The sequence below is a fragment of the Streptomyces sp. NPDC057280 genome, from assembly GCF_042668605.1.
Classification (GTDB): Bacteria; Actinomycetota; Actinomycetes; order Streptomycetales; family Streptomycetaceae; genus Streptomyces.
Map to the genome: position 1 here is coordinate 114387 of NZ_JBHUYR010000011.1, position 24251 is coordinate 138637.

General features: G+C 68.6%; 25 protein-coding genes. 9 read left to right on the plus strand and 16 right to left on the minus strand.

Annotation, left to right across the window (positions count from 1 at the left end; all coding sequences use genetic code 11):
• Positions 1-62: 62 nt before the first annotated feature.
• The gene (locus tag ACFUO4_RS39240; RefSeq protein WP_383494237.1) at positions 63-1400 is read left to right on the plus strand and encodes a glycosyltransferase; all 1338 of its coding nucleotides are present in this window, start codon (positions 63-65) and stop codon (positions 1398-1400) included.
• 41 nt (positions 1401-1441) lie between these two features.
• Here the strand turns inward: ACFUO4_RS39240 and ACFUO4_RS39245 are convergent, their stop codons facing one another.
• Both ACFUO4_RS39245 and ACFUO4_RS39250 read right to left on the minus strand, forming a co-directional pair.
• The gene (locus ACFUO4_RS39245) at positions 1442-2230 is read right to left on the minus strand and encodes a YqjF family protein (RefSeq protein WP_383494240.1); all 789 of its coding nucleotides are present in this window, start codon (positions 2228-2230) and stop codon (positions 1442-1444) included.
• A 3-nt stretch (positions 2231-2233) separates the two neighbouring features.
• Positions 2234-2935: an SDR family NAD(P)-dependent oxidoreductase gene (locus tag ACFUO4_RS39250; protein ID WP_383494243.1), complete on the minus strand. Its 702-nt coding sequence runs from the start codon at positions 2933-2935 to the stop codon at positions 2234-2236.
• A 247-nt stretch (positions 2936-3182) separates the two neighbouring features.
• Between ACFUO4_RS39250 and ACFUO4_RS39255 the strand changes: the two genes are divergently transcribed.
• Positions 3183-3650: an SRPBCC family protein gene (locus ACFUO4_RS39255; RefSeq protein WP_079309307.1), complete on the plus strand. Its 468-nt coding sequence runs from the start codon at positions 3183-3185 to the stop codon at positions 3648-3650.
• A 532-nt stretch (positions 3651-4182) separates the two neighbouring features.
• On the plus strand, positions 4183-4872 hold the full coding sequence (locus tag ACFUO4_RS39260) for a GAF and ANTAR domain-containing protein (protein WP_079309306.1): 690 nt from the start codon (positions 4183-4185) through the stop codon (positions 4870-4872).
• Positions 4873-5023: 151 nt separating this feature from the next.
• Here ACFUO4_RS39260 and ACFUO4_RS39265 read toward each other — a convergent pair whose 3' ends face one another.
• From ACFUO4_RS39265 to ACFUO4_RS39295, 7 genes are all read right to left on the minus strand, one after another.
• Positions 5024-6430, minus strand: coding sequence for a protein kinase (locus ACFUO4_RS39265; protein WP_383494248.1), 1407 nt, complete (start codon positions 6428-6430; stop codon positions 5024-5026).
• A 204-nt stretch (positions 6431-6634) separates the two neighbouring features.
• A complete protein-coding gene (locus ACFUO4_RS39270; protein ID WP_383494250.1) occupies positions 6635-7228 on the minus strand; it encodes an RNA polymerase sigma factor in 594 nt (197 codons plus the stop codon).
• Positions 7229-7409: 181 nt separating this feature from the next.
• A complete protein-coding gene (locus tag ACFUO4_RS39275) occupies positions 7410-8186 on the minus strand; it encodes an anti-sigma factor domain-containing protein (protein WP_383494252.1) in 777 nt (258 codons plus the stop codon).
• Positions 8173-8730 carry a sigma-70 family RNA polymerase sigma factor gene (locus tag ACFUO4_RS39280; protein WP_383494255.1) on the minus strand — a complete coding sequence of 186 codons (558 nt, stop codon included), beginning with the start codon at positions 8728-8730 and terminating at the stop codon, positions 8173-8175. The genes ACFUO4_RS39275 and ACFUO4_RS39280 overlap by 14 nt, the downstream gene beginning before the upstream one ends.
• 47 nt (positions 8731-8777) lie before the next feature.
• Positions 8778-9479 (minus strand): sortase domain-bontaining protein, encoded by a 702-nt coding sequence (locus tag ACFUO4_RS39285; RefSeq protein WP_383494258.1) that lies wholly within the window; start codon positions 9477-9479, stop codon positions 8778-8780.
• Positions 9480-9557: 78 nt separating this feature from the next.
• Positions 9558-10388 carry a DUF4397 domain-containing protein gene (locus ACFUO4_RS39290; RefSeq protein ID WP_079309302.1) on the minus strand — a complete coding sequence of 277 codons (831 nt, stop codon included), beginning with the start codon at positions 10386-10388 and terminating at the stop codon, positions 9558-9560.
• A 280-nt stretch (positions 10389-10668) separates the two neighbouring features.
• On the minus strand, positions 10669-11712 hold the full coding sequence (locus ACFUO4_RS39295; RefSeq protein WP_383494262.1) for a hypothetical protein: 1044 nt from the start codon (positions 11710-11712) through the stop codon (positions 10669-10671).
• 1474 nt (positions 11713-13186) lie between these two features.
• Between ACFUO4_RS39295 and ACFUO4_RS39300 the strand changes: the two genes are divergently transcribed.
• Positions 13187-13846 (plus strand): SMI1/KNR4 family protein, encoded by a 660-nt coding sequence (locus ACFUO4_RS39300; protein ID WP_383494265.1) that lies wholly within the window; start codon positions 13187-13189, stop codon positions 13844-13846.
• A 79-nt stretch (positions 13847-13925) separates the two neighbouring features.
• Here ACFUO4_RS39300 and ACFUO4_RS39305 read toward each other — a convergent pair whose 3' ends face one another.
• Positions 13926-14651 carry a transposase gene (locus ACFUO4_RS39305; RefSeq protein ID WP_383494268.1) on the minus strand — a complete coding sequence of 242 codons (726 nt, stop codon included), beginning with the start codon at positions 14649-14651 and terminating at the stop codon, positions 13926-13928.
• A gap of 73 nt (positions 14652-14724) precedes the next feature.
• Positions 14725-15060, minus strand: a complete 336-nt coding sequence (locus tag ACFUO4_RS39310) for a hypothetical protein (protein WP_079309298.1) — start codon at positions 15058-15060, stop codon at positions 14725-14727.
• 166 nt (positions 15061-15226) lie between these two features.
• Here ACFUO4_RS39310 and ACFUO4_RS39315 point away from each other — a divergent pair.
• Positions 15227-16023, plus strand: a protein-coding gene (locus ACFUO4_RS39315; protein ID WP_079309322.1) for an IS5 family transposase whose coding sequence is annotated in 2 segments (ribosomal slippage) — positions 15227-15524 and positions 15524-16023 — 798 coding nt in all. Because the reading frame shifts where the segments join, the coding sequence is not laid out codon by codon here.
• Between the two features lie 622 nt (positions 16024-16645).
• Here the strand turns inward: ACFUO4_RS39315 and ACFUO4_RS39320 are convergent.
• Entirely contained in the window at positions 16646-17452 is an 807-nt protein-coding gene (locus ACFUO4_RS39320; protein ID WP_179143390.1) for an alpha/beta fold hydrolase, read from the minus strand.
• Between the two features lie 160 nt (positions 17453-17612).
• On the opposite strand from ACFUO4_RS39320, the gene ACFUO4_RS39325 reads away from it, so the two are divergent.
• From ACFUO4_RS39325 to ACFUO4_RS39340, 4 genes are all read left to right on the plus strand, one after another.
• Positions 17613-18392: a winged helix-turn-helix transcriptional regulator gene (locus ACFUO4_RS39325; protein WP_383494271.1), complete on the plus strand. Its 780-nt coding sequence runs from the start codon at positions 17613-17615 to the stop codon at positions 18390-18392.
• A 317-nt stretch (positions 18393-18709) separates the two neighbouring features.
• A complete protein-coding gene (locus tag ACFUO4_RS39330) occupies positions 18710-19564 on the plus strand; it encodes a YwqG family protein (RefSeq protein ID WP_383494274.1) in 855 nt (284 codons plus the stop codon).
• Between the two features lie 683 nt (positions 19565-20247).
• Positions 20248-20730, plus strand: a complete 483-nt coding sequence (locus ACFUO4_RS39335; protein WP_383494276.1) for an NADAR family protein — start codon at positions 20248-20250, stop codon at positions 20728-20730.
• Positions 20731-20831: 101 nt separating this feature from the next.
• Positions 20832-21251 (plus strand): hypothetical protein, encoded by a 420-nt coding sequence (locus ACFUO4_RS39340; protein ID WP_383494279.1) that lies wholly within the window; start codon positions 20832-20834, stop codon positions 21249-21251.
• Positions 21252-21493: 242 nt separating this feature from the next.
• Here ACFUO4_RS39340 and ACFUO4_RS39345 read toward each other — a convergent pair whose 3' ends face one another.
• From ACFUO4_RS39345 to ACFUO4_RS39360, 4 genes are all read right to left on the minus strand, one after another.
• On the minus strand, positions 21494-21730 hold the full coding sequence (locus tag ACFUO4_RS39345) for a hypothetical protein (RefSeq protein ID WP_383494282.1): 237 nt from the start codon (positions 21728-21730) through the stop codon (positions 21494-21496).
• A gap of 143 nt (positions 21731-21873) precedes the next feature.
• Positions 21874-22284: a hypothetical protein gene (locus tag ACFUO4_RS39350; protein ID WP_383494285.1), complete on the minus strand. Its 411-nt coding sequence runs from the start codon at positions 22282-22284 to the stop codon at positions 21874-21876.
• A gap of 240 nt (positions 22285-22524) precedes the next feature.
• Positions 22525-23094 (minus strand): hypothetical protein, encoded by a 570-nt coding sequence (locus ACFUO4_RS39355; protein ID WP_383494288.1) that lies wholly within the window; start codon positions 23092-23094, stop codon positions 22525-22527.
• Positions 23095-23143: 49 nt separating this feature from the next.
• Positions 23144-24244, minus strand: a complete 1101-nt coding sequence (locus tag ACFUO4_RS39360; protein ID WP_383494563.1) for an AraC family transcriptional regulator — start codon at positions 24242-24244, stop codon at positions 23144-23146.
• Positions 24245-24251 lie beyond the last annotated feature (7 nt).

Here is a 24251-nt window from a genome sequence, read left to right on the forward strand (position 1 = left end):
TAGGATGCGCTGGCCCGGTCCGGACGGACCGCGGCCGCAGGACATCTGGCCGAAGGGTTCGCATGCCGCGTGTCGTTGTCGTCAGCCCCCCGTTCCTGTCCCACGCCCAGCCCTTGTCCGTTCTGGCCGGTGCCCTGCGCGGCCGGGGCGCGGAGGTCCACTTCGCGTGCGCGCCGGCGTTCGAGCACCTGGCACGACAGGCGGGAGCGGGGTTCGTACCGCTGTCCGTGACCCGCAACGCCAACACCGGGGTGGCCGAGGCGACCCGGCAGGACGCCCGGGAGGCGGAGCGGCTGCGCGAGTTCCTCGACGCGACCCGGGAGGGCGCCGTCGCCGCGCTGCTCGCCCAGGCCCGACACCGGCGCGCGGACATGCTCGCCGACCCCGAGGGAGTGCTGGAGGCGCTGCGCGCGACAGACCGGCGCCTGCGGCCCGACTGGTACGTCGTGGACCAGCTCAGCTACCCGGTCACCCTGGCCCTGCACTGCCTGGGCCTGCCGTACGCGACGTTCTGCCCCGGGCACCCCAGCTATGTGCTGTCGGGGCCCGACGCGTGGTTCGGCGTCCCGTACGCCTGGCCGGACGCCGTACGCCCCGATCCGGCTGGCCTGGAGGAGCTGTCCGGGGCCGCCCAGGCCAACGACGAGGCCTTCACGGCTCTGTTCGCCGCCTTCGCCCGCGAGCACGCCCCCTCCCGGCCCGCTCCGGGCAGGGCCTTCGCCCTCACCTCTCCGCACGCCGTCGTGCACGCCTATCCGGAGCTGCCCTGGCTGCCCACGCCGCCGCAAGGGCCCGTGCGGCTGTTCACGGGGCACATGGCCGCACCCCCGGCGGCACTGGACGCGCAGTGGGAGGCGCGGCTCAAGGAACTGCGCGGCGCTGCCTCGCGGGTCGTTCTGGTCGCGCTCGGCACGTTCCTGTCCGCGCGCGACGACGTCCTGCGCACGGTGGTCACGGGGGTGCTGGAGGGCCTGCGGGACACGGCGGTCGTGGTCGCGGCGGGTGAGCGCACGGCGTCCCTGGCCGATCTGGCGGGCGACCGGGCCGTGGTGGTCCCCTCGGTGCCGCAGCAGGCGCTGCTGGAGCACGTGGACGCCATGGTGCATCACGGGGGCGGCAATTCCTTCACCGAGTGCCTCCGGGCGGGTGTGCCCGCGCTGGTGCTGCCGTTCTCCAGCGACCAGTTCTCCGTGGCCTACGACGCACAGCGCTCGGGCGCGGGCGTGGTGCGCGACCCGAACACGCTGGCCTCCGATGACGTGCCCGCCGCCCTGGAGACCCTGTGGGCGGACGCGGACCCACGTCTTCCCTGGCTGTCCGGCGCGGTACGCGGACGCGGGCCGGGCTGGGCCGCCGAAGAGCTGCTCGCCGCAATGGACGGGCGCGGGGCGGGGAGCTGAGCCCGCCGCCGCGGACGCGGCCGCCGCTCGCACGGGGGTGCTCAGGGAGTCGGGAGACGCAGCGGCGTGCCGAAGCACACCGGAAGACCCGGGGCGTACAGGACGCTGACCGGCTCACCTTGCGGCTTGGGCAGTCCCGCCGCCGGGACCAGACCGTCCTCCCAGTCCAGCAGGGTGCAGGTACGGAAGGTCCAGGCGGGGTGGGCGTTCGGGAGGTAGTAGGTGCGTCCGCCGAGGCGTTCGTGCAGTCCCCAACGGCAGGTGAGGAACTCCTCCAGTGGTCCGGGGACCACGGGCGTGTCCTCGATGTGCAGCCACGCCCGTGCTCCGGGGCGACCGTCGCCCCGGCGGCTGGTGGTGTACAGCAGACGTTTGTCGAACCACCGGGTGCTGATGCGGGACCACTGGTAGGGCAGCCCGAATCCGGCGCGAGCCGTCAGGACCGGCAGCAGACTGTCGCAGTCGAGGGAGCGGAACACCACGCCGCGGCGGCCCAGGGCGTCGCGACTGTAGAGGCGCACGTTGACCTCTCCGAAGGAGCCCAGGTAAGGAAAGGGCGGCATCCCACCGAGGGCAAGGTTCTCCATGCGGAAGAAGACCAACCCGACATAGGTGCGCCCCTGGTGGAGGTCGGGCACGGTACCGGGAGGCAGCAGCCCGGCCACCCGGAACGGGTCGGCGGGCCAATGCAGAAACACCAGGTCACGCCAGTACTGACGGAACAGCACCCGTCGCAGTGGCCTGGGCGGCAGCGGGGTCAGGTCCTCGACCGGGCGCTGCCAGACTGCGCGGCGGGGCGCCGGGGTGGCGGGGTGGCGTCTTCCCGGCATGTCCTACCGGACCACTTCGAGCGGGGTTGCGGTGCCGGGCCGGACCAGGCGGGCGCCGTCGGACAGTGCTGTGACGACCGCCCGCACCGCTTCCTCGACGGGCAGTCCTGGCGCCAACCCCGGTGGTTCACCCCATACGGCCCGGTCGGCGAAGTGCGTGTCCATGTGCGGGAGGTTGATCTCGAGCACGTTCACGCCCCGGCGCCGCTGTTCCCGGCGGACCGCGGTGAGCCAGGCGGCCAGGGCGGCTTTGGCGGCGGCGTAGTCCGCCATCCGGGCCGGAGCCGCCTCGGCGACGACACCCGTGACGGCGGCGAGGACCCCGCCCGCGTCGACGCGCGGCGCGGCGGCCCGGAGGAACGCCATGGGGGCAAGCGCGTTGACCGTGGCCAGATGTTCGGCGACCGCGTCGCTCACCTCGGGGGCCGGACCGAACGCGGCGACGCCGACACACACCACGACGCCGTCCAGGCCGCCCAGCTCGCTCGATGCCCAGTCGACGGTCTGCGCGCAGGCGTCGAGGTCCCACGCGTCGAACGTCCTGGCGGGCGCGCCCGCGCAGGCCGCCGACACCTGAGCCAGCCGGTCGGCGTCGCGGCCTGCGAGTGCCGGGCGGGCGCCGAGCGCATGCAGGCGGGTGACCAGCGCTGCACCGATCTGCCCGGTGGCCCCGGGGACCAGGATCCGAGCACCACGCAACTCCATTGCGCACCTCCGCGACTCCGACTCGGACTCCCACGACGGTGATCGTTCGTCTCGTGACTGCTTCGGTGGCCGGTGGCCGACCGGATGCAGGTCACGAACTGCTCCGCTTCGGAGGGAGCAGCGAGCGCGGAAGTGGAGGGCTGAGAAATACGTACTGCGAAGCTCGCCTGGGCGTGCATCCATCGGGCGCGCCATCAGGGAAGTACGCGCTGGGAGAAGCGGTCGAACGACCGGAACGGAGGGCCTTGTGATCGAAGTCGAGCGTTTGATGGTGCTGGATCATCCAGTGACCGACGTCGTGGGTTTTCTCTCCGACTTCGCGAACACCGAAATGTGGGACCCGGGAACGGTCACGTGTGACCGCGTCGACAGCGGACCGGTGGCCGTGGGATCCGAGTGGCGCAACGTCTCCGTGTTCCGGGGGCGCCGCACCGAACTGCGGTACCGACTGGCCCTTTTCGACCCCGACCATCTGATCTTCGTCGGACAGAACAAGACAGCCACCTCCACAGACGACCTGCGCTTCGAGAACGACGGTGGGCGAACCCGGCTCACCTACCGGGCGCGGATCGAGTTCGGGGGCCTCGCCCGGCTGGCCACTCCCCTGCTGAAGCGGGAGTTCGAGCGGCTCGGCGACGAGGTGAGCGAGCGACTGCCCCTGGCTGTCGCCCACGCCCTCGGTGCCTCGCCGTCGGGAGGCACCCGCTCCTGGTGAACCCCAGCTGTGCGTTCGACGGGGTGGCCAGGAGCCACGCCCCGGACGACTGGAACTTGCGGGACGGCAAGCGGCACGTGAAGGCGACGCGCACTGCGGCGGCAGCGGTCGCCTTCACGTGCCGGCCCTGACGGCGGTGGGATGGCAGCATGGTGAGACGGATGCGGGTACCGCAGGCAGCGGCGTCACCGCGCCCGGAACCGTCAACACGGCAACGGCTTCGCTCCTCCCCGGCGCTGCGAACCCAGGTACCTCCACTCCCTGACATGCACCGCGGGCAGTCTGAACGCGACCGCCCGACAGACTGCCGTGCCACCGGCCGGCAGGGGAACCGGGGCAGCCGTCGTCCAGTTCACCAACGTGTCTGCGCAGGCATGCGTCCTCAACTCAGCTCCTTCGCCGACACGCCACGGCAGGCACGGTGGGGCAGCGCCGCGGATGACGGGCCCCCGCAACGGCCCCTCGTTACCCCGGCAGGTGCAGGGACGGGGCGATAGGGTGGCCGCACTGGTGATCGAGACGGGTGAGGGCGATGGAGTGGCGGGAATTCGCCGAGGCGATGGCCCAGCTCGCACGGAACCTGCTCGCGCAGGATTCGCTGCAGGGGACACTGGACGAGATCGCGGCGTCGGCGGTGCGGCTGGTGGAGGGCTGCGACGCGGCCGGCATCCTGGCCATCCGCAAGGGCCGGGCGGTCACCCTGTCCTCCTGCGGCGAGATGGTCGAGGCGTCCGACCGGCTCCAGGGCGAGCTGGCCGAAGGGCCGTGCTTCGACCTGGCCCGCCGCAAGAAGGGCGCGGACGGGGAGCGGGTGTTCCGCATCGCAGACCTCACCGCACCGCAGCCGACCTGGCCGCGGTTCGCCGCGGCGGCCCTCGATCTCGGCATCGGCAGCATGACCGGGGTCCTGCTCTACACCCATGACGACGACTTCGGTGCGCTGAACCTGTACGCCCGCCGCCCCGGCACCTTCGGCAAGGACATCGAGACCGCCGGCTGGCTGCTCGCTTCGCACGCCGCCGTGGCCCTGGCCGACGCCCACACCATCGACCAGCTCGAAGACGCCATGCAAACCCGGCACGCCATCGGCGAGGCCATGGGCATCCTCATGGAACGCCACAAACTGTCCGAGGACGACGCGTTCAACGTGCTGCGCCGCATCTCCCAGCAGCACAACATCAAACTCCGCGACGTAGCCCAACGGGTCCGCGGCCAGAAGTGATCGACCGGCCACCGCGCTTCCCGGGTGAGCGGAGGGCAGACCACACGGACCCCTCGGCTGTACTGCGGGAACACCGCACAAGCGCGTCTTCGCCTGGGTATCGATGATCACTGTGGTGCAGGGGGCCGTCGCCGCCGCCGACGACGCCCGGTCAAGGGTGTTCGCGCCGCTCGGCCTGCTGCGCCGCATCGCTCCGGTCCGACCCTCCGCCACCCTTGCGCGTGGTGTGTCCTGGCGCGTGGCCGGCCGCCTTCGTCTTACCCGGGGCGGCGGGTGTGTGGGCATGCTTGGGGGTGCGCCGGGATTGCGCGGATTCGGCGTCCGGCAGCCTGCCGGCGTCGGCCGCACCCTGCCCCGCCGCGGTGTCCGTGGGTGTTTGCGGCGCATCCGGCTGTTGCTCGGCGGACGGGGCGCCTGCCGCCGTGGGGGTGTCCTCGACCTGTGTGTGCGGCTTCACCGGGGCGCTCTGTTCACTCCCCGTGGTGAATCCGGCGGTGCCCTCGGTGACGGCGACCGCGCAGACTGCCGCGGCGAAGGCTACGGCCGCCCCCGCCATCTGCACACGGCGGCGCACGGGTGCGGCCGCCGGCCTCGCGGAAACGGCCGTCGGCCTGTTGTCCGACTGCGCAGCCTCCGGTGCCGGGACGAGGTCTGTGCCGCTCGCCGGCACGGGCGCCGCGACTCCTCGCAGCCCCGACACAGGCGAAGCTGCCTCTGTCGCGGGGCCCATGCTCGCGGCTATGAAGGCCAGCTGCCGGGCGCAGTGCTCGGCCGGGGGCCGCGCGTGCTCGTCCAGGTCGGTCATGTCCCTCAGCAGGGCCGCGAAGTCCGCGGGCACATCGGCGGGTATGGCGGGTGGGCGGTACAGCCGCGCGATGGCGGCCTCCAGCGGTCCACCGTCGTACTCGATTCTGCCGGTGAGGCATTCAAGGAGCACCAGACCCAGGGCGTAGACGTCCGCGGGCAGGCCGACCGGCCTGCCCGTCACCTGCTCGGGGGACAAGTAGGCAGCCGTGCCCGTCAGGGTTCCGGTGGCGGTGCAGGTGGTGGCGTCCAGCAGGCGGGAGATGCCGAAGTCGCTCAAGTGGGGACGCCCAGAGGCGTCCAGGAGGATGTTCGACGGCTTCACGTCCCGATGGAGGACCCCCGCACCGTGCGCGTGGGCGAGCGCGTCGGCCAACCCGGCGCCCAGCACCGCAACCGTCCGGCAAGGCAGGGGGCCTTCGGCGATGCGGGCCTTCAACGTCGGACCGTCGACCAGTTGCATGACGAGGTAGCCGTCGCCGCCGTGCCGCCCGGCGTCGTAGGCGCTGACCACTCCCGGATGCTCCAGCCGGGCCAGGATCTCGGCTTCACCGCGGAAGTCCTCCTCGGTGTCGAAGCCGGTTCCGGGCCGGAAGACCTTCACCGCGACCGGGCGGCGCAGTCGTAGGTCGAAGCCTCGGTGGACGTCGGCGGCGCCACCGGTTCCGATCACCGCGTCCAGACGGTAGCGGCCCGCCACCACTGGAGCGTTGCAGTGGGAGACCAGGGCAAGGCCCGACTCGACGAAACCCACTTGTATGTCCCCTGCCTCATCGGACCTGTCCGGCCGCCGCCGTCGCGACCACCCGCACCCGTGTACCCAGGGAGGCCTCTCCTATCTCCCACGTCCTGGTACGCCGACCCGGCGCTCGGGAGCCAATTGGTGATGACTTCTCCGTCACCCGGCCAACAGGCCCTCGACACACGGCCGGAAGGACCGGACGACGCAGGCGGTGCCTCACGTGGTGTCACCGCCCGGCACCACCTCCGCCAGTACGCGCAGGGCTCTCCTGCAGTGACTCTTGACCGTGCCGAGGGGCAGGCCGAGGAACCGCGCGATCTCGGGCTGGGTGAAGTCGAGGTAGTAGGCCAGGAAGAGGATCTCGCGTCGTCGGTCGGACAGGCACGAGAGGAAAGGCGTAAGGCACAGTCGCTCGCCGGTTCCGGCCCAGGCGTCGGGGCTGTGCCGGGTGGCCCGGGCGGCGAGCTTCCGGGATGCCTGGTTCCGGCGGATCGCGGCGTTCGTGGCGTCCGCCGCCTTGTGGGCGGTGATGCCGTAGAGCCATGGGCCGAGTCCGCCGCGTAGTTGGCAGTATCTGCGGGAGTGCAGCCAGACATCGGCAAAGACCTGTTGCGCGACGTCTTCGGCGTCCTCCGGGTCGCCGCACCGTCGCCGGGCCCAGCGCACCACGATCGGAAACCAATGACGGTAGAGGACGTCGAAGGTTTCACGGACGGTGTCGCCGTGGGGCGGGAAGTCGGCCGACGCGTCGGTTCTTCGGCTCTGGCACTGCGGGCATGCGCAGGCATGCGGGGGCGGTTGCTCGGGCACCGGTCGTCTCCAGAACGCACATGAAGATGGCGGGGGTCGCGATGCCGTCGGCCTATTGGCGTCCCTCGGGACGAAACCGCGGCAAACAGGTGCCCACGGACGCAGTCGACCACGCCGACGCCGGGTGTGCCACCCGGCCCGGGCCGTGCTCTACGACGTCATCCGGCTCTCGGGCCGTGCATCAACCGGCGTACGGGCCGCGGACGACGCTGTCCCCCGAATGATCGGGCTTGCCGTTGTAGGGCTGCACGGACACGTCGACGACGGAGTACTCACGCAGGTCGATGTTGGGCGGTACGGGCAGGGAGGCGCGACCGTCGGGGCCCAGGACGCCCATGGACACGAGCTTGCTGTGGGTGCGGTCCATGAGCCACACCTCGAAGTAGCCCGACGTGCGGGGCAGGCCCTCGACGGTGATGGTGAGCGTGCGATGGCCGCTGCCGCCGCTGAGCCGGGCATACCCGGCCGAGTTGGCCTGCAAGGAGTCCAGCCGCCGGCCGTCGGCCACCGACACGTTGGCGTTGTCCCTGGTGATCCACCAGGTGATGGTGCTGCCCGCCGCGGCCCCCAGGAGCGCGGCGCACGCGGCGAGAGCCACACTCAGCCGCCCCAGGCGTCGGTGCCCGCGGCGACCGGTCCGCACCGGTGTGTGAGGCCGCGGGCTGTGTCCCCCGCTGTCGGCCGCCTGCTCGACGGTGCTCGGCGCGGGAGCGGACTCCTGCTGCGCAGGCTCCGGAGTCAGGCGCAGCTCGCGCGAGATGGAGTCCCACAGATCGTCCGGAGGCGTGAGCATCTCGTCCTCGTCCGGCGGCTGGGCCTTCATGGTCAGCACGACGTGGCGCAGGGCATCAAGTTCACGCGCGCAGTGTGCACAGGTACGCACATGGTCGTCATCCGGAGAGGACGGGCTTTCGCCGAGCGCGATCTGCACCAGCGCTTCTTCGTCAGTGTGCTCCACCGTCCACCTCCAATCGCTTCTTCATTCGCATCAGCCCGCGCCGTGCGTAGCTCTTGACCGTGCCCAGTGGAAGCCCGGTGCGCTGGGCGATCTGTGCTTGGGTGAGATCCTCGTAGAAGGCCATCTCGAGTACGGTTCGCTGTTGTTCCGGGAGCCGGTCGAGTTCCTCGGCCAGCAGCAGGAAATCGTCTACGGAGTCCGTCGGAGTCTCGTGCCGGGGCTCTTCCGAGACGCCGGCGACGATGACCGCTTCCACGTCTCTTTGGTGCCGGGAGCGTCGGATGAGCGCATCGGCGACTTTCTTGTGCGTGATACCCATGAGCCATGTCTTGAGCGATCCACGCTGCGGATCGTAGCCCTTTCGACCGCGCCATGCGCCGACGAAGACCTGCTGAGCGACGTCCTTCGCTTCTTCGGGGTCTCCCAGCTTTCTGGCCGCCACGGTGAAGACGAGCGCGCCCCAGCGGCGGTACGCCTCATTGAGGCAGGACTCGTCGCCGTCGGCGAACCCCCGCCCGAGTTCTTCGTCCGAGTCGGTCCTCACGGCCGCAACAGTAGCCGCAAGAACCTGGGAGCCGCCCCACCCTGTCGTCACGTCGGTGCCTCCACGGCCGTGACGACCAGATTGTTCTGGTAGCCGCCCCGGTTCGCGAGATACGGCCCCGCGCACGTGATCAGCGTCAGGACCGCCGGCCCGTCCCGGCGGAACACTCCGGATGCCGCCAGGTCGCGTTTGCCGATGGTGCGGCGCGAGCTGACGCGGTACGTCACCACGCCGCCGTCCTTGTTCCGTACGAGCACCCGGTCGCCCTCGCGGAGGTCGCTGAGGGCGACGAGCACTCCCAGTCCGCGCCCCTTGGAATCGACGTGGCCCACGATCACCGTCGAGCCCTGCGCCGATCCTGGCTGCGGTGAGTATCGGTACCAGCCGACCTCGTTGGGGTCGTCGGGTATCCCGACCTGGCCGTCAGCCGCGACTCCCACCGGTTCGACGACCGCCCGGACGTCGAGGCGGGGCAGCGACAGCGAAGCGGGCTCGCCTGCCGTTGCCGGGGCTGGTGCCGCGTCGCCGGCCGACATGCCGGCGGACGGCGGCTGCGGCGAGGTGAGCGGCTCCTTCGGTGTCCGGGCGGAGGAGGCGGAGCGGGTACCCGGTGCCGCACCGAAATCCTCGGCACCGGCCTTCGCGCCTTCCCGTCGGGCATCGACGATCAGCAGGGCGGAGACGACGACCCCTATCAGCGCAACGGCCAGTCCCATGACCAGCAGACGCCGTGACCAGGGCGTGCTCATGCAGAGTTACCTCTCCAGCGAGAGAAGGGACGGGGCGCCGCCGGTCCGACGGTGACGGCGCCCCCGGGGATGTGGGCCTCAGCGCGCGGAGTGACGAAGCCGGAACAGCAGTCCCGCGGCGCCCAGAGCCGACACCGCGCCCAGCGACAGGGCGCCGAGCGGGAGACCTTCGTTGTGCCTGGCCGCCGCTCCGGTCTCGCCGGCCGGGACGCCGCCCGGCGCCGAGTGCATACCGGTGATGCTCTGAGTCTTGAGCTGCAGGTTCTTGTCGTCGGCGCTGCCCCAGGCGTAGACCACCGTGTTCGTGCCCTCGGCGAGGTCCAGCTTCGCGGGGCCGATCGCCACCGTGTCGGTGCCGGCCAGTACCACGTCGGCGGAGACCGTCCCCGCAGCGACCTCGCCCTTGGCCTCCTTGGGGTTCACGAGGCCTTCGAAGACAGGCTTCCCCTCGGCCCGTACGTCGACCGCGGGGGCCGCGGCCACGTGCCGGACGGTGAGCCTGGCCTTTCCTGCCGGGATCTTGGATGTGTCGTTCACGAACGCGTCGAGGGCCGGCTTGCCGTCGGCCGTCAGGTGGGCGACCAGCGTGGCGTTCGCGCCCGCAGGGACGTCCACCGTCTTCTCGATGGCCGGCGAGCCGTCCGGTCCCTCACCGTCCTTGAAGATCTTGATGTCGTAGGAGCCCGCGTCCAGCTTCATCGGGTCCGTCAACGTGCCCGGCTTGAAGTCGGGGATCAGCTCCTTGTCGCCGGCGTAGACGTCCACGGTCAGGCCGGGCACGCCGTGCAGCACCGACACCGTGGCCTGATCGTCGGCGGCCCGCTGCTGGGCCGACGCCGCCCCGGCGGTGACGGACAGGGTGACGGCGATGCCGACGGCTACGGAGGCGCTCGCAACGCGAGTGTTCATGGCTGTCGTCCCTTTCGATCGAGACCTGCTCGGGTCTGTGTGGGGACGCATTCCGCCGGCGGGCGGTACGTGGTTTCACTCGGCGCCCACTCTTTTCGGCTCTGCCGGCGCGGTCCTGCTTCAGGCGACGGGAATGACGTCCCAGACAATCTCGATGTCGCGCGTCGGCACTCCGCCGTGTGCTTCGAGCGCGTGGGCCCGGGCCTCGACGCGGACATCACCGCCACAGTCTTGTCGGGTTGCGTGCGATCGGACTGTTCCATGGTCAACCTCCCGTGCATCATTCGACGGTGCACACCGCTTCGGATGCGGGCGGTGACTCCGGCTGGTCACGGCGCGAATGCGGGCGTGCGGCGGCGTCACCCCAGCAGGACCCACGCCTGCCAGGCCGAATGAGCGCTGAGGTGCAGTCGGTGCCGAAGTCCCGCAGGGCAGCGAACCTTTCGTTGACCCAGCGCGCCAGGGTCACCCCGGGCACCATGGTCTCCACGAGGAAGGTGCGGTCCTCATGGTCGAAGAGCTCGACGAGGCCGGGGCCCAGCCCGGCCAGTCCGGCCAGCGCCGCCGCCTCCGCGCGCAGTCCGTCCCGTGCGTCAAGCCCCGTGTACCAGCTACCGACATGCGCGCGGGCCTCCTTGACGATGACCTCGTCACCGGTCTGCCGGTCCACCGCGCGGTAGACACCGCCGCGGGCGGAGTGCCGGATCGCGTCGTGGACGGCGTAGCGGTCCCGCAGCAGCACTTGACGGGGCGCCTTCGGTGCCTTCGCGGGCCTGCCCGGTGCGCCGGGGAACGGCAACTCCGCCCAGGGAGGCGGTGAGAACCAGGGATTGCGCAGATCCTCGACCGCGTTGCCGTCGGGGTCCTGGAGTCTTGCCTGGTGCACGCCCTCATTGCTCACGTGAGGGACCCCGCGGAACGCGCCGTAGCGGTAGTGGACCAGGCTGCCTGGGCGATAGGGACGATCGGACAGGATGCGAGGGCCCGGCAACCCGGCCGTGGCCTGGTCCAATTCCTCGGCCAGGGCCCGCAACTGGTCGTCGTCACGGGGGTAGGCGGTGATGAACTTGCCGCACTGGGCGCGGTCGTACCGTATGCCCGTCAGTTCCTCGGCATACTCGGCGCGCGCGGCGAACTTGAACGGACAGCGGTGACGTACCAGCACCCGCGTCGCCCGGACCAGTACCTCGGGCGCCGACAGCGGGGTCGCGGACACGTGCAGCTTCCAGCCCTGCACCCGGCGCTCCTGGGCCACCGGCCCGACCCGGCACCAGAAGCCGCTCTCGGCGGTCTCCCAGTCCGGCGTGCCCGCATCGTCGAGCACGCAGCGCACCAGTGCCTGCAGAGGAAAACCGGTCTCGCCGGTCACAGGGTTGCCCAGTGCCACAAGGACTCCAAGATCGAGCGTGCGGGGAAGGCCCGAGGGAAGGGCGGGAGAACCGTCTCCGGCCGCCCCTTCCTGCCAACACGATCGATTCTTCGTACTGCCGCCTCCCACAGCATTGGGGAGATCCCTATCCCCGAGTTGGAGGTCAGCCGTAGTGCGTCCACGTCCAGCCGGCGTGGCGGCTCCTACTGGTTCACCGGAAGGTCGTGCCCAAACGGTCGGCCCAAGTCATGGTGGGTGAGGGGAGTCCGTAACACCGCCCACCATGCACAAGGGCTCATCCGAACGCGATGCGGAGACCGTGCCAGGTTCCGGGGGCTTGGTCAGCTCCGTCGTCTTACGGAGACCGATCCTGGACTCCACGAGCGCGTGGTCCAAGGCGTCGCCCGGTACCGATCGCGGCGTAGACGCCTGCCGCCAGGGTGGTGCGCGGTGAACGCGAACGAGCGACGCGCACTCCCGCATCCGAGTGATGAACCGAACCCGACTCAGGGGGACTTCCGGCCCGGGCCAGGCGAATGAGCCTGGGGTTGCTCGGTTCGTCGGACTCGGGGCTCCGGCCGGGCCGCCGCGCCTTGCCGATCTGACGCCGGCGGTCGGACAGAATCGAGCCAGACCGAGGTGTCGGGGCTGCGGTGGACGCGGGGCAGATGTATCTCCACGGCGCAGGGACTGCGGAAGAGCCGCTCGGCGGACGGAACGCTGGACACGGCGGGTTCGGCAACGGCCAAGCGGCGGTATGGGAGCACCTTTTCATCGCGCTCGCGTCCGACCACGGCGGCGCTCTTCGACGACGACAGGGAGTAGCACCTCCACATCGGCGGCGGGTCTGATGCTGCAGGGTCGCTACGGTGAGGCAGGAAGGTCGCCGGCACGGGTATCGACAGCGATCATCGACCCAGACTGGGCACGACTGTCGGGTGTTGGGGCGTGACCGGTGGCGACCGGCTGCGGCAACGATGTTGGTCCAGCCCGACACAGACGACGTATACCATCCCACTCCAGTTGGGTGCAGACGCTGCAAGCCGGCACAGCGTCGGAAGAACTACGCAATCGTCTACGGACATGTGCGGCAGCATGCCTGCGATGGGCGGGCTGACGTTCGTGGAGCATCTAGCATTTCGATCATGTCCAAGTGGACAGTCATGGCTGGCCGGAGGAGGACAAGGTAATGGCGGGGGAAGTCACCGACTGGCCTGTCCGAGCGCTTCCGGTGCTGGGGACTGCTGCGCTGACCGTCACAACAAAGGTACTTGGCGCGCTGCCCATCACCGACATGTCCAGCCGGGAGCGCGACGCGGTCAGAGCCGAAGGACGAGGACAGGCAACGATCGCTCCACACCCACCGCACCCCACCGCCCGCTCTGGGAATCGACGGTGGGAGAGACGTGCATACGGATGGAGGCCTGCAGTGATCAAGGGGTTGCTCCAAGACCTCATGTCGACCACCTTCGGTGCCTGGACTCCACAGGACGGATGCGCTGATGACGAGATCACGGCTGCCGAGGACCGCTTGGGGATCAGTCTGCCGGACGCCTTGCGCGACTACTACGCCACGGCGGGCAGGCACCCGGAGCTGATGGGTACGGGGGGTCACGAGCACACTTTCCGGCTGAGCGCTCCCAGGCACCTGAGCCTTGAGGACGGACAACTGGTCTTCTGCGGGGAGAACCAGTGGCCCGCGCAGTGGAGCGTGCGCCCGGACGATGTCGGCTGGCCCGATCCCAGGGTCCACGGGCGGGCCGCGCCGGGCAAGAAGTGGTACAGCGAAGCCCGGAGACTGTCGGCCTTCCTGATCAATGTCGCCGGCAGGCAGGCGGTCGGGGTGCTCCCGTGCCAAGCCACGTGTCGGCTACGTGAGGATCAGTTGCAGGTTGTCGAGCCACTGCTGGGCTACATCGGATCTCGCGAGCTGCACCAGGGCGGTCACTGGCTGAGCTTTATCGACCGATCGAGCCGCGTAGTGGCCCACTATTCCTACAACTCCTCGATACTGCGTGTCGGGGCAGTTTCCCCCAGCGCACTCGAATCCCTGCGCGAGCGTTCAGGACTTCCACTCAAACCGGCGTGAGGCCAACGCAGCCGACGCGGTGACCCCACGCGAGTGGGACGCTGCTGCTGTCACGCAACGGAAGGCTTTTCAGGCGCATCTACGGCAGGCCGTCACCAGCCTCCTGGAGCGCGTCCCCGAGCAACTGAAGCCTGAACCATGCGTCCTGGCTTGCAGCGTCTGGCGCGTCGACGCCGACAGCCGTCACCCGTTTATGGACATCGGCTGCATCACGGAGAGCCAGTACGCGGATGAGATGCGCCGCCATTCCGATCCCTGGGAGGTGCGCTGGAACTGTGCCTTCTGGATCCTCAAGGGCTCGCGGGATGTACAGCTCACGGTCCACCGCCGCGTGCCCCCGGGAGCCCGCGTAGACGAGGTTGATGGCGACCTGCGTGTTCTCGATCCTCCCGGCGGTGCCGGTGTACTGGCGCTGGACCTCGACGGTGTGGATGCCCTTCTTCACGTCGCCTGTCTCGTCGACCGCCAGCACCGCATCCTCGTCGCGCAGATGCTCCAGTACATACTCACGCACCTGGTCGGCATCCCACCGGCCCGGGCCGAACAGGTGCTGCATGCCGCCCGGAGTGGCCTCCCCGGGCCCACTCGGCGATCCACCAGCAGTTCTTGCGTGGCAGGTCAACAGCAGCCCCCGCACCAAGTCCCTCACCCGGCGCCGGGGCTCAACCCGCGCGAACCGGCCCGCTATCCGGCCCATCAGGGCCTCGAACGCCTCCTGCCAACAGGCAGGTTCCACTCTGTGCCCCACGGCCACCGCATGATCTTCAGTCTTCACGGACCGATGATCAGCGGTGGCCGTACCCATGTCCGCACAAGAGCCACCAGCGCGATCGACTCGTCCAGCCCACGCCGGCAAGCGAACCCGAGGGTGCCCCTTGTCAACAGGAACGGGCAGGACCAAGCGATTCGATCCAGGACGCGAAGTCTGCGGACACGACGTCGAAGTCCGCAGGGTCCAGATCACCCAGCCCGGAGGAGAACACGGCGGAGTCCGAGTCGTCGGTACGCAGGAGGAATCCGCGGCCACCACTGTCATCGCCGACGAGAAGGAAACCCGGTGCATACTGCGCGACTTCGTACGTGGCGTTGCGTTCACCGATGTCCCCCGCCGCGTACACCGCGACACCGGACTCGGTGAGAAGGCCGTCCCTCACGCTCCACAGTGCCACCAGCTGAGCCGGAAGGTTCACCTCCGTCTCGGCCCGCGCCCGCATCACATCGGCCGACGTTGCCGCCGACGGCCTCGAAACCGACCCCGTCACCCTGCAACCCTCCGAACAGACTCCGTTGCCCCGACAAGCACCGGCACAGCCGCTCCCACCAAGACCGCTCCCCAGCAAACCACTACAACCGAACAGGCGGCGGGATCGGCTCTGGGAACTGGTAGAGCCACTGATCCCGGAATGGCCGCCACCAAAGGGTCCAGGAGGAAGGCCACGGATCGATGATCGTGCCGCGCTGGAAGGGATCGTGTTCGTGCTCAGCACCGGTTGCCGTTGGCGCGACCTGCCTCAGAAGTTGGGCTGCGGGTCCGGACACACCGCGTGGCGACGATTGCGGGAGTGGCAGGATGCCGGGGTTTGGGATCGGCTGCACCAGGTCATCTTGATCAAGCTCCGCGAGGCTGAGGTGCTGGATTGGACCCGCTGTTGCGTCGACGCGGTCGCCGTCCGGGCGAAAAGGGGGGCGAGCTTACCGGTCCGAGCCCTATCGATAGAGGCAAATCCGATTCGAAGTACCACATCTTGTGCGACCGCAACGGACTTCCCCTGCACGTACTTGCCTCGGCGGCCAATACCCACGACAGTCAACTGTTCGTCCCGCTGTTGGAGACCAACCCGGGCGTACCCCATGGTCGTGGCCGACCGCGCCGGCGCCCGGACAAGCTGCATCCCGACAAGGGCTACGACCACCGCCGCTGCCGCAGCTACCTGCACCGCCGCGGAATCGGTGTCCGCATCGCCCGACGCGGCGTGGAAGGCCCCGCCCGGCTCGGCCGGGTGCGCTGGGTAGTCGAGCGCGCGGTCTCGTGGCTGTTGCGGTTCAAACGCCTCGGGCTGCGCTACGACCGTACCGAGGCCACCCTACGCCCGCTGCTGACTCTCGCCGCCTCGATCATCAACCTCCGGCGCCTGCTGCAAACCGAATCCTCATCGCCCATCACCCCAGCCGCATGAGCAACGACGACACGGTTAGCCCCGGGTCACTGAGAATCAATGCGTACCAGGAATCCGAGACGACGCGGGTCAGCCTGGCGTACAGCTCGACGGGGTTGCCGCCCGGACTCAGCTTCTGTCCGATTGGGGTTCCTCAGCGGACGCCGTTCATGTTGCTGCTACCAGTGTCGTTCTCCGAACCTCGCTGGCAGCCGGATGCTCGGGCAAGAGCGGCTCGATCGCCGCATACACGGCGTCTACAACCTCGCGCTCGAGCGCGCGCAGGATGGTGGGGACCTCCCCGGTCGTCGGCTATGGATCGCACTCGGCACGAAAACCGAGCCAACCCGCCGACCGGCGGATGGTCACCTATCCGCGCGAGTCCTTAGTTCGCTGCTGGCGTCGTTGACGACTTCTCGAAGGTGAGTCCGTGCGCTGGCTGCCCAGTTGACGAGCCCGCGGCAAGATCCGCGTCATCGGACCCCCCGTCATGGGGAAGGGATCCCAGGCTGCAGATCGCGTTCGCGCCAACACGCGGCGAGACTCCGGAACTCAGGAGTCGCCGCTCACCGACCGATGCTGACGTGGCCGATGGGCCTGCGTTCCGAAGCGACCCACGGTCACGACCTGATCAGTCGACGGGTTACTGGTCGAAGAACGTCTTCAGTACACGGGCCATGAGTTCGGGGGCGACGACGTGTCCCTGCCCGTCGAGCGTGTGTCGTTCGGTCTGGGGGGTGGCAGCGGCTATCGCTTTGGCGGCGCGGTCGAAGAAGTCGGTCGGGAGGCCTGCCATCTGGGGCTCGGTGATCGGACCCTCGGTGGTCACCAGGACCGACTGAGTGATGCGGGCAAGTCGGTCCGTGGGGATCTTGTAGTCATTGAGGACCATGGCGTCCTTGACGAGCGTGTGGGCGAGCGCGACGGACAAGGCCCAGTACGGGTGCTGTTTGCCAGCCGCGATGTCCGCGTCGGGTCCGCCGGTAAGCCTCATGAACAGTTCCAGCATCTCCTCGTCCCGCCCGGCTTTGTATGCCTCGTGGGTGTCCGCGAGGTACTGGTTGAACCTCGGCCACAGGTCGTCCCCGATCACGTACGGCACATCCCACACCGCGATCTTGTCGATCGCCGAACCTGCCGCTGCTGCCTCCAGCGCGAGGGCGCCGCCAGATGAGGCGCCGTACAAGTGAGCTGAGCCGCCGGCTGTCGCAATCAGCGCGTCGAGGTCTTCCACCTCCCGCGCCACGGCGTACGGCGGCGTATTGCCGCTGTCGCCCCGGCCGCGTCGTGCGTAGTTGTAGACCGTGAAATGGTTGGCAAGGAGCCGGGCCAGCGGCGCGTTCTCAGCGCCGTCGTCCAGGGTGCCGCCGACGAGGATCACTGCCGGGCCAGTGCCTTTCCGGTCGTAGGCGATCCTCGTACCGTCGGCGGACGTCACACGAAGTGTCATCTCGTTCACTGCTTCTCTCCATATCTCGATGCGTGGTCGTCACCGTCGGAGCATGTTGACCCGCGCCGTGTGTAGCCGATGACGGTGCCATCGGCTCAGGTCACGATTCATACTCCTAATTTAGGAGTATTCACTCCTGTTGTCTAGTACACTCGGGTGCATGAGCAAGAAGCGGGTGTTCGACGACCCCTGCGGCATCGCGCGAGCGCTGAACGCGGTCGGCGAGCGGTGGGCGTTGCTCGTCGTGCGGGAGCTGGTCTTCGGCCCGAAGCGCTACTCCGACCTGCACCGCGGGCTGCCGCAGATGAGCCAGAACGTCCTCGCGCAGCGGTTGCGCGAGCTCGAAGCCGACGGCCTGGTGCGGCGAAGGCGCCTGGGACCGCCTGCGCCCGCCGCCGTGTATGAACTCACCGAGCGCGGGCAGGAACTGGAGCCCGTGCTCCGCGCGCTCGCCCACTGGGGCAGCCGCGCACCGCTGCCCGAGGACGGCGCGGCGGAACTGAGCGTCGACGCGCTGCTGTTCGCCCTGCGCGCGACCTTCGATCCGGCACTGGCGGGTGAGCTGTCGCTGCGCTGCCAGCTGGACGTCGCGGGCGACCGGTTCCGCGCCACCGTTGCGGGCGGACGCCTCGAGTTGGACCGCGGTGAGCACGCCGAACCCGATGCGTGGCTGACCGTGCCGGAGGCGGCGATATTGCGCGATCTGGTGTTCGCCGGTGCGGCGCTGCACGACGCCGTCGAGGGGGCAGACGCCGAAGTGGCGGGCGATACCGAGCGGCTCGCCGCGCTGCTGCGCTGCTTTCCCGCAGCCGTGCGGTATCCGGCGCCACAGGACCCCGGGCCGCCTCCCGTGTCGCCGGATCCCGTATCACCTGACCCCGGATCACCGAACGCCGAACTCTCGGATCCCGCCGTCAGCGCAGGAAGTCGTCGGGGGTGAGCGGCAGTCCGCGGACCCCGGACACCGGTGGCGAGGTTACGCCGGCCGACAGTTCAGACTCCGCGGGCTCGCGGAACTCATCGCCAAGACGACAACGCACCACTTGGATAGCGACCCGCAGCTCAACGCCAGGCGCTGGTCCACGACCGAGCATGATCGACTTGTTGCAGTAGCCCATCCCCATAAGAACCAGCCGAGCAGTTCTGAGACCAAGTCTTGATGAGGGCTCGGTGGAACCACGTATCTGCCTACGTAATCCTGTGGTGAGGCCCCCATGTTCGGGGGGTGTGTCGGTGGGGTCGGAAATGATGGAGCTCATGACTGATGAGCCATACTCCCGGCTTGCTGCCGAGCATCTTCCGGGCGATCTCGTTCAGCGCTGGACAGCGCTCCTGCGCCCGTGCGCGTGCCTGCGCCCGGCCGAAGCCGGCGAGCAGATCGTGGCTGTCCTCGGCGGGTCCCCGGAGCTTCCGGCCGGGGCCGCCTGGCCCGAGTGGCCCGGACACGGCCCCTTGTCCTTCGTCGCTTCAGTGCGGTGTGCCGCACTGCCCCGATACGGACTTGCCGAGGAGTTCCCCCAGGACGGAACTCTGCTCTTCTTCTACTTCGATGGCCAGGTGGACGAAGACGCCTTCGTGTCCGTCGACGATCCTGAGACCTGGGCCGGGGCCCGGGTGCTGCACATCCCGGTGAACACCCCGGTCTTGCCGGCAGACACGCCCCCTGTCCTGGAGGCGTTCCCGCGCGTGGAACTCACTGCGGACACCGGGCAAAGCGCCCCGGACTTGTGGCTGCCCCAAGCCCGGCGCGCCCTTCTCGGCGACACCCGACGCTGGCCCCACCCCCGCGACACCCCGGCCGAGATCAAACCGTTCGTCCGCGCCTTCGGGCAGCTGCGAACCCGGATCGACCACCACATCGGCGGCCACGCCGTGCCCGTCCAGGGCCCCGTGGAGTACGAGATCGCGAACGCGACACTCGGCGGCATGTACGCGTGGGGAGACCAACCGCTGGACCAGGAAGCCGAACGCTGGGTTCTCCTTGCCCAGTTCGGCAGCGACAGCGAGGCAAAGATGACCTGGGGCGACGAGGGCGCCCTCTACTGGCTCATCCGCCCCGAAGACCTCGCCGCCCACAAATTCGACGAGGCACGGCTCATCGTGCAGGGCTAGCACCCGTGCATGGGGAGCATGTTGGGGCCGCCACCTGCTCGGTTGCGGTGGCTTGCTTCGGAGCGGCCCTGGTGGCTGTGCCGCTGCTGGTCAGGGCGGCCGGGGTCTGTGGGGAGGGGTGCAGGGTGCCGGGGTCGGTTTCGAGGCCGTCGGCGGCAACGCCGGCCGATGTGATGCGGGCGCGGGCAGAGACGACGATGAGCCCTCCAGCTCCGTTGGCGGCATTGTGGAGGATGAGGGACGGCCTTCGCACGGAATCCGGTGTCGCGGTGTACTCGGCAGGCACATCGGTGGACCCAAACACCGACGAGCTCGTCTTCCCGGGCCCCGTCGACACGGTGGCCGTCGCCCCCGAGGACCGGCTCGTGATCGGCTTCGGCCGCGGCCACGCCGTACTGTCGCGCCGCTGACCTCAACGGCATCCGCCCCGTCAGAGGCCTCCAAGCCAGCATTCCACGAAGGACACAAATGGGTTCGGAGAATCACATGCAGGCTTTCGATACCGCAGTCCCGGACTCGCATGACCAGGAGGCATGGATCGACCGGCTCTCATCTCGTGTCCTGACCGGGCAGGTTCACCGGGTCGCTGGTGTGTTGAAGGGCCTGGCCGGCGAAAAAGCTGCGTGCGGGGGCTGGAACGCCCCTGACACCGCGCAAGTTTCCGTCACACCTGTGAGGTTCTCATGACGATCTACTTCTACGGCGCCGATGAAGTCCCCTATGGATGCTTCTCGAACTTCTCCGATCACGGCTTCGAAGTCGACGGGGTCTGGTGGCCGACCTCGGAGCACTACTTCCAGGCGCAGAAATTCAAGGGCACCCGCCACGCGGATCTCATCCGGCGCGCACGCACGCCGCTGCGAGCGGCAGAGTTGGGCCGTGACTCGTCCAAACCTCTGCGGAGGGACTGGGAGCGGGTCAAAGACGACGTGATGCGTCGTGCGGTGGCAACCAAGTTCCGCGCACATGCCGATATCCGTGACATTCTACTTTCCACCGGTGACGAAGAAATCGTCGAAGACACCACCACCGATCACTACTGGGGTCGGGGCAGGACCGGGAACGGAAAGAACATGCTCGGGCGGATCCTGGTGCGCACCCGTCACCAATTGCGTGCAGAACTCGCCGAAGGCCTCGACGCCGATAGCCGCCACCCAAGACCGTGAACCGGGACACCCGTGCGCTGGGCCAAATGCGCTCCATGGCGTCGCCGTGAGTCCCCGACAACCAAGGTGTGAGGCCAAAACCAAGAAAGGAAGCAACACTGGTGGACGAGGACGAAAGCCTACGCCGTTACGGTCTCCACCCAGTCGGCACCGACCTCCATGAAGTGCGCGAACTGCTGAGAGGTCAGACGGAGCGTGAGCGACGCTGTCAGGGCGCGGGCGACACCGAACTGATGAAGCTCTGCTGCGTCCAGTTGTTCAACGCCGGCGTCATCGAGGACGTACTCCTCATCTGGGGCGCGAAGACCGCGAGTATGGACGCCGCTTGCTCGATCGACGTGCAGCTGCTGTGCGGACGGGGACTCACCGAGACAAAGGCGTATCTCTCGCTCCTTCGTACGCGGGAAGCGGAGGCGGCCTGTCAGCGGCTGACTGAGTCCGAAGAGGCGGGCGATTTCGAGGGCTTCCGGGTCGAGGTGTACTCGGCCCAGTACGCCGACTACTACGAGCGAGACAGCTGATCATGATCCGGATGTCCTCGCCTCAGGTGGTTTGTCCGTGGCCGATACCGAAGCCACCCTCTCGCACAACGTCCGCGCCCACGGCCTGCGCTACTCCCGCTACCGCGGCCTGGCGAAGGCAGACGTCCAGCCCGTGGTCACCGCTCTGGCCTGCAACGTCACCCGCATCGCCGACTGGATGAACACAAGGCGCTGTGGGCGTGGTTCACCCCGCTGTTGCCGGTCCGGCAACAGCGGGGTGTTCAACTTGCGTGCCCGCGGACCGGCGCCTCGAGCCCGTTCAGGTCCCATACCCGCACTGTCTCGTCGTGGCCGCCGGTGGCTACGACGGACCGGCCGTCCAGCAAGGTCGTCGCCGCTCCCCAGACCATGCCCTTGTGGCCTTCCAGGGGTTCGTCGATTGGCTGTCCGGTGACCGGGCCCCAGATTCGCACCGTCCCGTCCCCACTGCCGACCAGGACGATGAGGCGGCTTCCCATCACCGCTGTCGTACCGCCCCCACCTCCGAGCGCGCTTCCAAGGGCTCGGCTGCGGGCCGACGCACGGCCAGGTCCCAGACTCGTACCGTCCCGTCGAAGTCGCCAGTGACGGCAAACGGGCCGCTCGCTTACCGCGGCCGTCGCTACGGCGCGTACCTCAGTGGTGTGGCCTGCCAGAAGCTCACCGATCTGTTCGCAGCCGACGAGGTCCCAGACCCGTACCGTCCCATCGTCATGACCGGGACGGCAACAGGGCGCCTGTCCAACACAGTCGTCGCCACCTCGCACATGCGGCGGATGCTGTGATCCAGTGGTGCCAGCGACCAAACTTCGCCGGTGCGGATGAGGCCGTTTGGGTCGACCAGGAGCCCACCCACGCGTCGGCCGTCGATGAAGTCCCAGATACGAACGGTCACGTCGCGGCTGCCGGTGACGGCGACGGCGACGGGACGGCCCTCCAGCACGGCCGTCGCCAGGAACCAGATGCTGTGTTCGGGGCCGGTCAAGGTGGATCGGAGTCGGGAAGTCATGGCAGCACGCGCGCTACCGGACATGAACGGCACGATAGAGCCGCCATCCTTGCAGCTGAACCTGCCCCAAGGCTGCCTTGTCTGTGCTGAGCAGCTAGTGCTCCCTTTGTCTTTCCTGGTTCGACCAGGACAGGAATTCCGCCCAGAACACCGTCGAGGCGTCAACGACCTGCCTTCCTCTTCGGTTCTGTCCTGCGGACCGCCGAACTCCTGATGCAGGTGATCGACAAGGCAATCGACGCGGCCGACAGCCGTGACGTGGCATCACGAGAGTGAGGCGAGGAGCCCGGTCCCTCCCGCCAGCACTCCAGGCTGCCCGAGGGCGCGGAAGTCGGCCTCGACCGCTGCCAGGTCGAGAGCGCCGGCGCGCACGGCCTGGCAGCGGATGACCGACCACAAGAAGACATCAAGATTGTCGAACTGCGTCTCGGCCTCAATGACCTCCTCCTCGTGGAACCACACCGCGACCCGGCCATTGGTCAGCATCACGTAGTAGTTGCCACCTCCATCGGCGCCGAGCGACCACACGTCGTCATCGGAAAGCTCCGTCTCATAGTCGGAGTCGAGGATCTGGCAGCCGTTGGCCGCGAAGTGGAAGCCGTACGACCAGTCGTATATGTCGAGAAACCCTGCGGGCATGGTTCCCGATCGAACCCTGCGGTCGAAGCCGGCCAAGGCCGTTGCGGCATCGCGTGGAAGCTTGGCGAGGAACGGTTCAACCGGGCGGATCGACGCCGGGATGTCGACCTGTGGCTCGTCGCGGAACCAGCGCGCCAGGTCAGCGTCCAGATCGCGCTCCACGTACCCGGCCAATTGATCAACGGTGAGAGGCATGCGGTGAGACTAGCCGCGCGAAGATGAGCACGGGCGCCCAGCTCACTAGTTAGGTATGCGATTGCGTGGTTTCACTGACACCTTCCGGGAATACGTCCGTGGGCCTCTGTTTGGAGGCGCTGGCAGCACCCCGTGCAGCGTGGCGGAACTCCCGCGGGGAGACGCCTACGACGCGGCGAAACGCCGTACTGAACGCGCTCTCCGACTCATACCCGGTCGCGAAGGCCAGTTCGGAGATGGAACGCGTGTCACGGCGAAGCGCGTCACGGGCGAGGCTCATCCTCCACTGGATCAGATATTCCAAGGGCGCAACCCCAACCTCCTTCTTGAACTTGGCTGCGAAAGCGGATCGAGAAAGACGGCTGATGGCCGCGAGCTCACGAAGGGTCCAGCGATGGGCGACGTCGGCATGCATGGCACGCAGCGCTGCGCCGATTCCGTCATCGCTGAGTGCTCCTAGCCATCCGGCGGGCTGGTCGGTTTGCGCGACGTGCGCCCTGAGCACCTGAACGAACATGATCTGTGCAAGATGGTCCAGGACGAGGGACCGTCCTACCGCTCTGCTCTCGACCTCGATCCCCAACAGTTCGGTTACGTAGGCGACTTGGCGCATCAGGGGATTCGTCGCCGGCAAGTGCACAAGCGGGGGAAGGATCTCCAGCAGAAGCGGAGCATTGACCTCGTCGAACCATAGCGACGCCATGCACACGTAGTTGGACTCGTCCGCCTCGGCGCCAAGCCGTGCGACGCCTTGCGAGGCACTCTCAAACAATGCTCGGCCAGGTCGGGGTGGCGCGGTCAGCGAACTGGCGAGGGTGTGGGGGCCGGGTGACTTCAGGAGGAAGAAATCGCCCTCCTCCAGATACAGCGGCTCACGCCCTTCCACTGCCAGCCAGCACGCGCCGCGAACCGCGCACCCGATCTTGACAAAGTCGAAGGCGTCAAAGTGCACCGCCCAAGGCGCTGCGGCATGCAGGCCGGGGTGGGCCTCGGTCCGAGGTCGCAAGAGACCGATCGTGTCGGCCACCGGGTCGGAAGGCGCTGCGATCGGCGCGCTGGACGATCGGTGAAGAATCTTGGACGACACGTTATGGATCGTAACATCGGGCTGGGTGAAGCTGGGGTGACCAGCAAGGTGCTGGATCACCACCAAGCGA

What these genes read in the sequence shown, in the direction of transcription:
- ACFUO4_RS39310 (WP_079309298.1), bottom strand. Translation starts at nt 15,060, where the DNA reads ATGCGGGCGCGGGCCGAGACGGAGGTGAACCTTCCGGCTCAGCTGGTG.
- ACFUO4_RS39240 (WP_383494237.1), top strand. Translation starts at nt 63, where the DNA reads ATGCCGCGTGTCGTTGTCGTCAGCCCCCCGTTCCTGTCCCACGCCCAG.
- ACFUO4_RS39325 (WP_383494271.1), top strand. Translation starts at nt 17,613, where the DNA reads ATGAGCAAGAAGCGGGTGTTCGACGACCCCTGCGGCATCGCGCGAGCG.
- ACFUO4_RS39320 (WP_179143390.1), bottom strand. Translation starts at nt 17,452, where the DNA reads ATGACACTTCGTGTGACGTCCGCCGACGGTACGAGGATCGCCTACGAC.
- ACFUO4_RS39355 (WP_383494288.1), bottom strand. Translation starts at nt 23,094, where the DNA reads ATGCCTCTCACCGTTGATCAATTGGCCGGGTACGTGGAGCGCGATCTG.
- ACFUO4_RS39335 (WP_383494276.1), top strand. Translation starts at nt 20,248, where the DNA reads ATGACGATCTACTTCTACGGCGCCGATGAAGTCCCCTATGGATGCTTC.
- ACFUO4_RS39345 (WP_383494282.1), bottom strand. Translation starts at nt 21,730, where the DNA reads ATGGGAAGCCGCCTCATCGTCCTGGTCGGCAGTGGGGACGGGACGGTG.
- ACFUO4_RS39245 (WP_383494240.1), bottom strand. Translation starts at nt 2,230, where the DNA reads ATGCCGGGAAGACGCCACCCCGCCACCCCGGCGCCCCGCCGCGCAGTC.
- ACFUO4_RS39350 (WP_383494285.1), bottom strand. Translation starts at nt 22,284, where the DNA reads ATGTCCGGTAGCGCGCGTGCTGCCATGACTTCCCGACTCCGATCCACC.
- ACFUO4_RS39290 (WP_079309302.1), bottom strand. Translation starts at nt 10,388, where the DNA reads ATGAACACTCGCGTTGCGAGCGCCTCCGTAGCCGTCGGCATCGCCGTC.
- ACFUO4_RS39305 (WP_383494268.1), bottom strand. Translation starts at nt 14,651, where the DNA reads ATGGGTACGGCCACCGCTGATCATCGGTCCGTGAAGACTGAAGATCAT.
- ACFUO4_RS39330 (WP_383494274.1), top strand. Translation starts at nt 18,710, where the DNA reads ATGACTGATGAGCCATACTCCCGGCTTGCTGCCGAGCATCTTCCGGGC.
- ACFUO4_RS39260 (WP_079309306.1), top strand. Translation starts at nt 4,183, where the DNA reads ATGGAGTGGCGGGAATTCGCCGAGGCGATGGCCCAGCTCGCACGGAAC.
- ACFUO4_RS39250 (WP_383494243.1), bottom strand. Translation starts at nt 2,935, where the DNA reads ATGGAGTTGCGTGGTGCTCGGATCCTGGTCCCCGGGGCCACCGGGCAG.
- ACFUO4_RS39285 (WP_383494258.1), bottom strand. Translation starts at nt 9,479, where the DNA reads ATGAGCACGCCCTGGTCACGGCGTCTGCTGGTCATGGGACTGGCCGTT.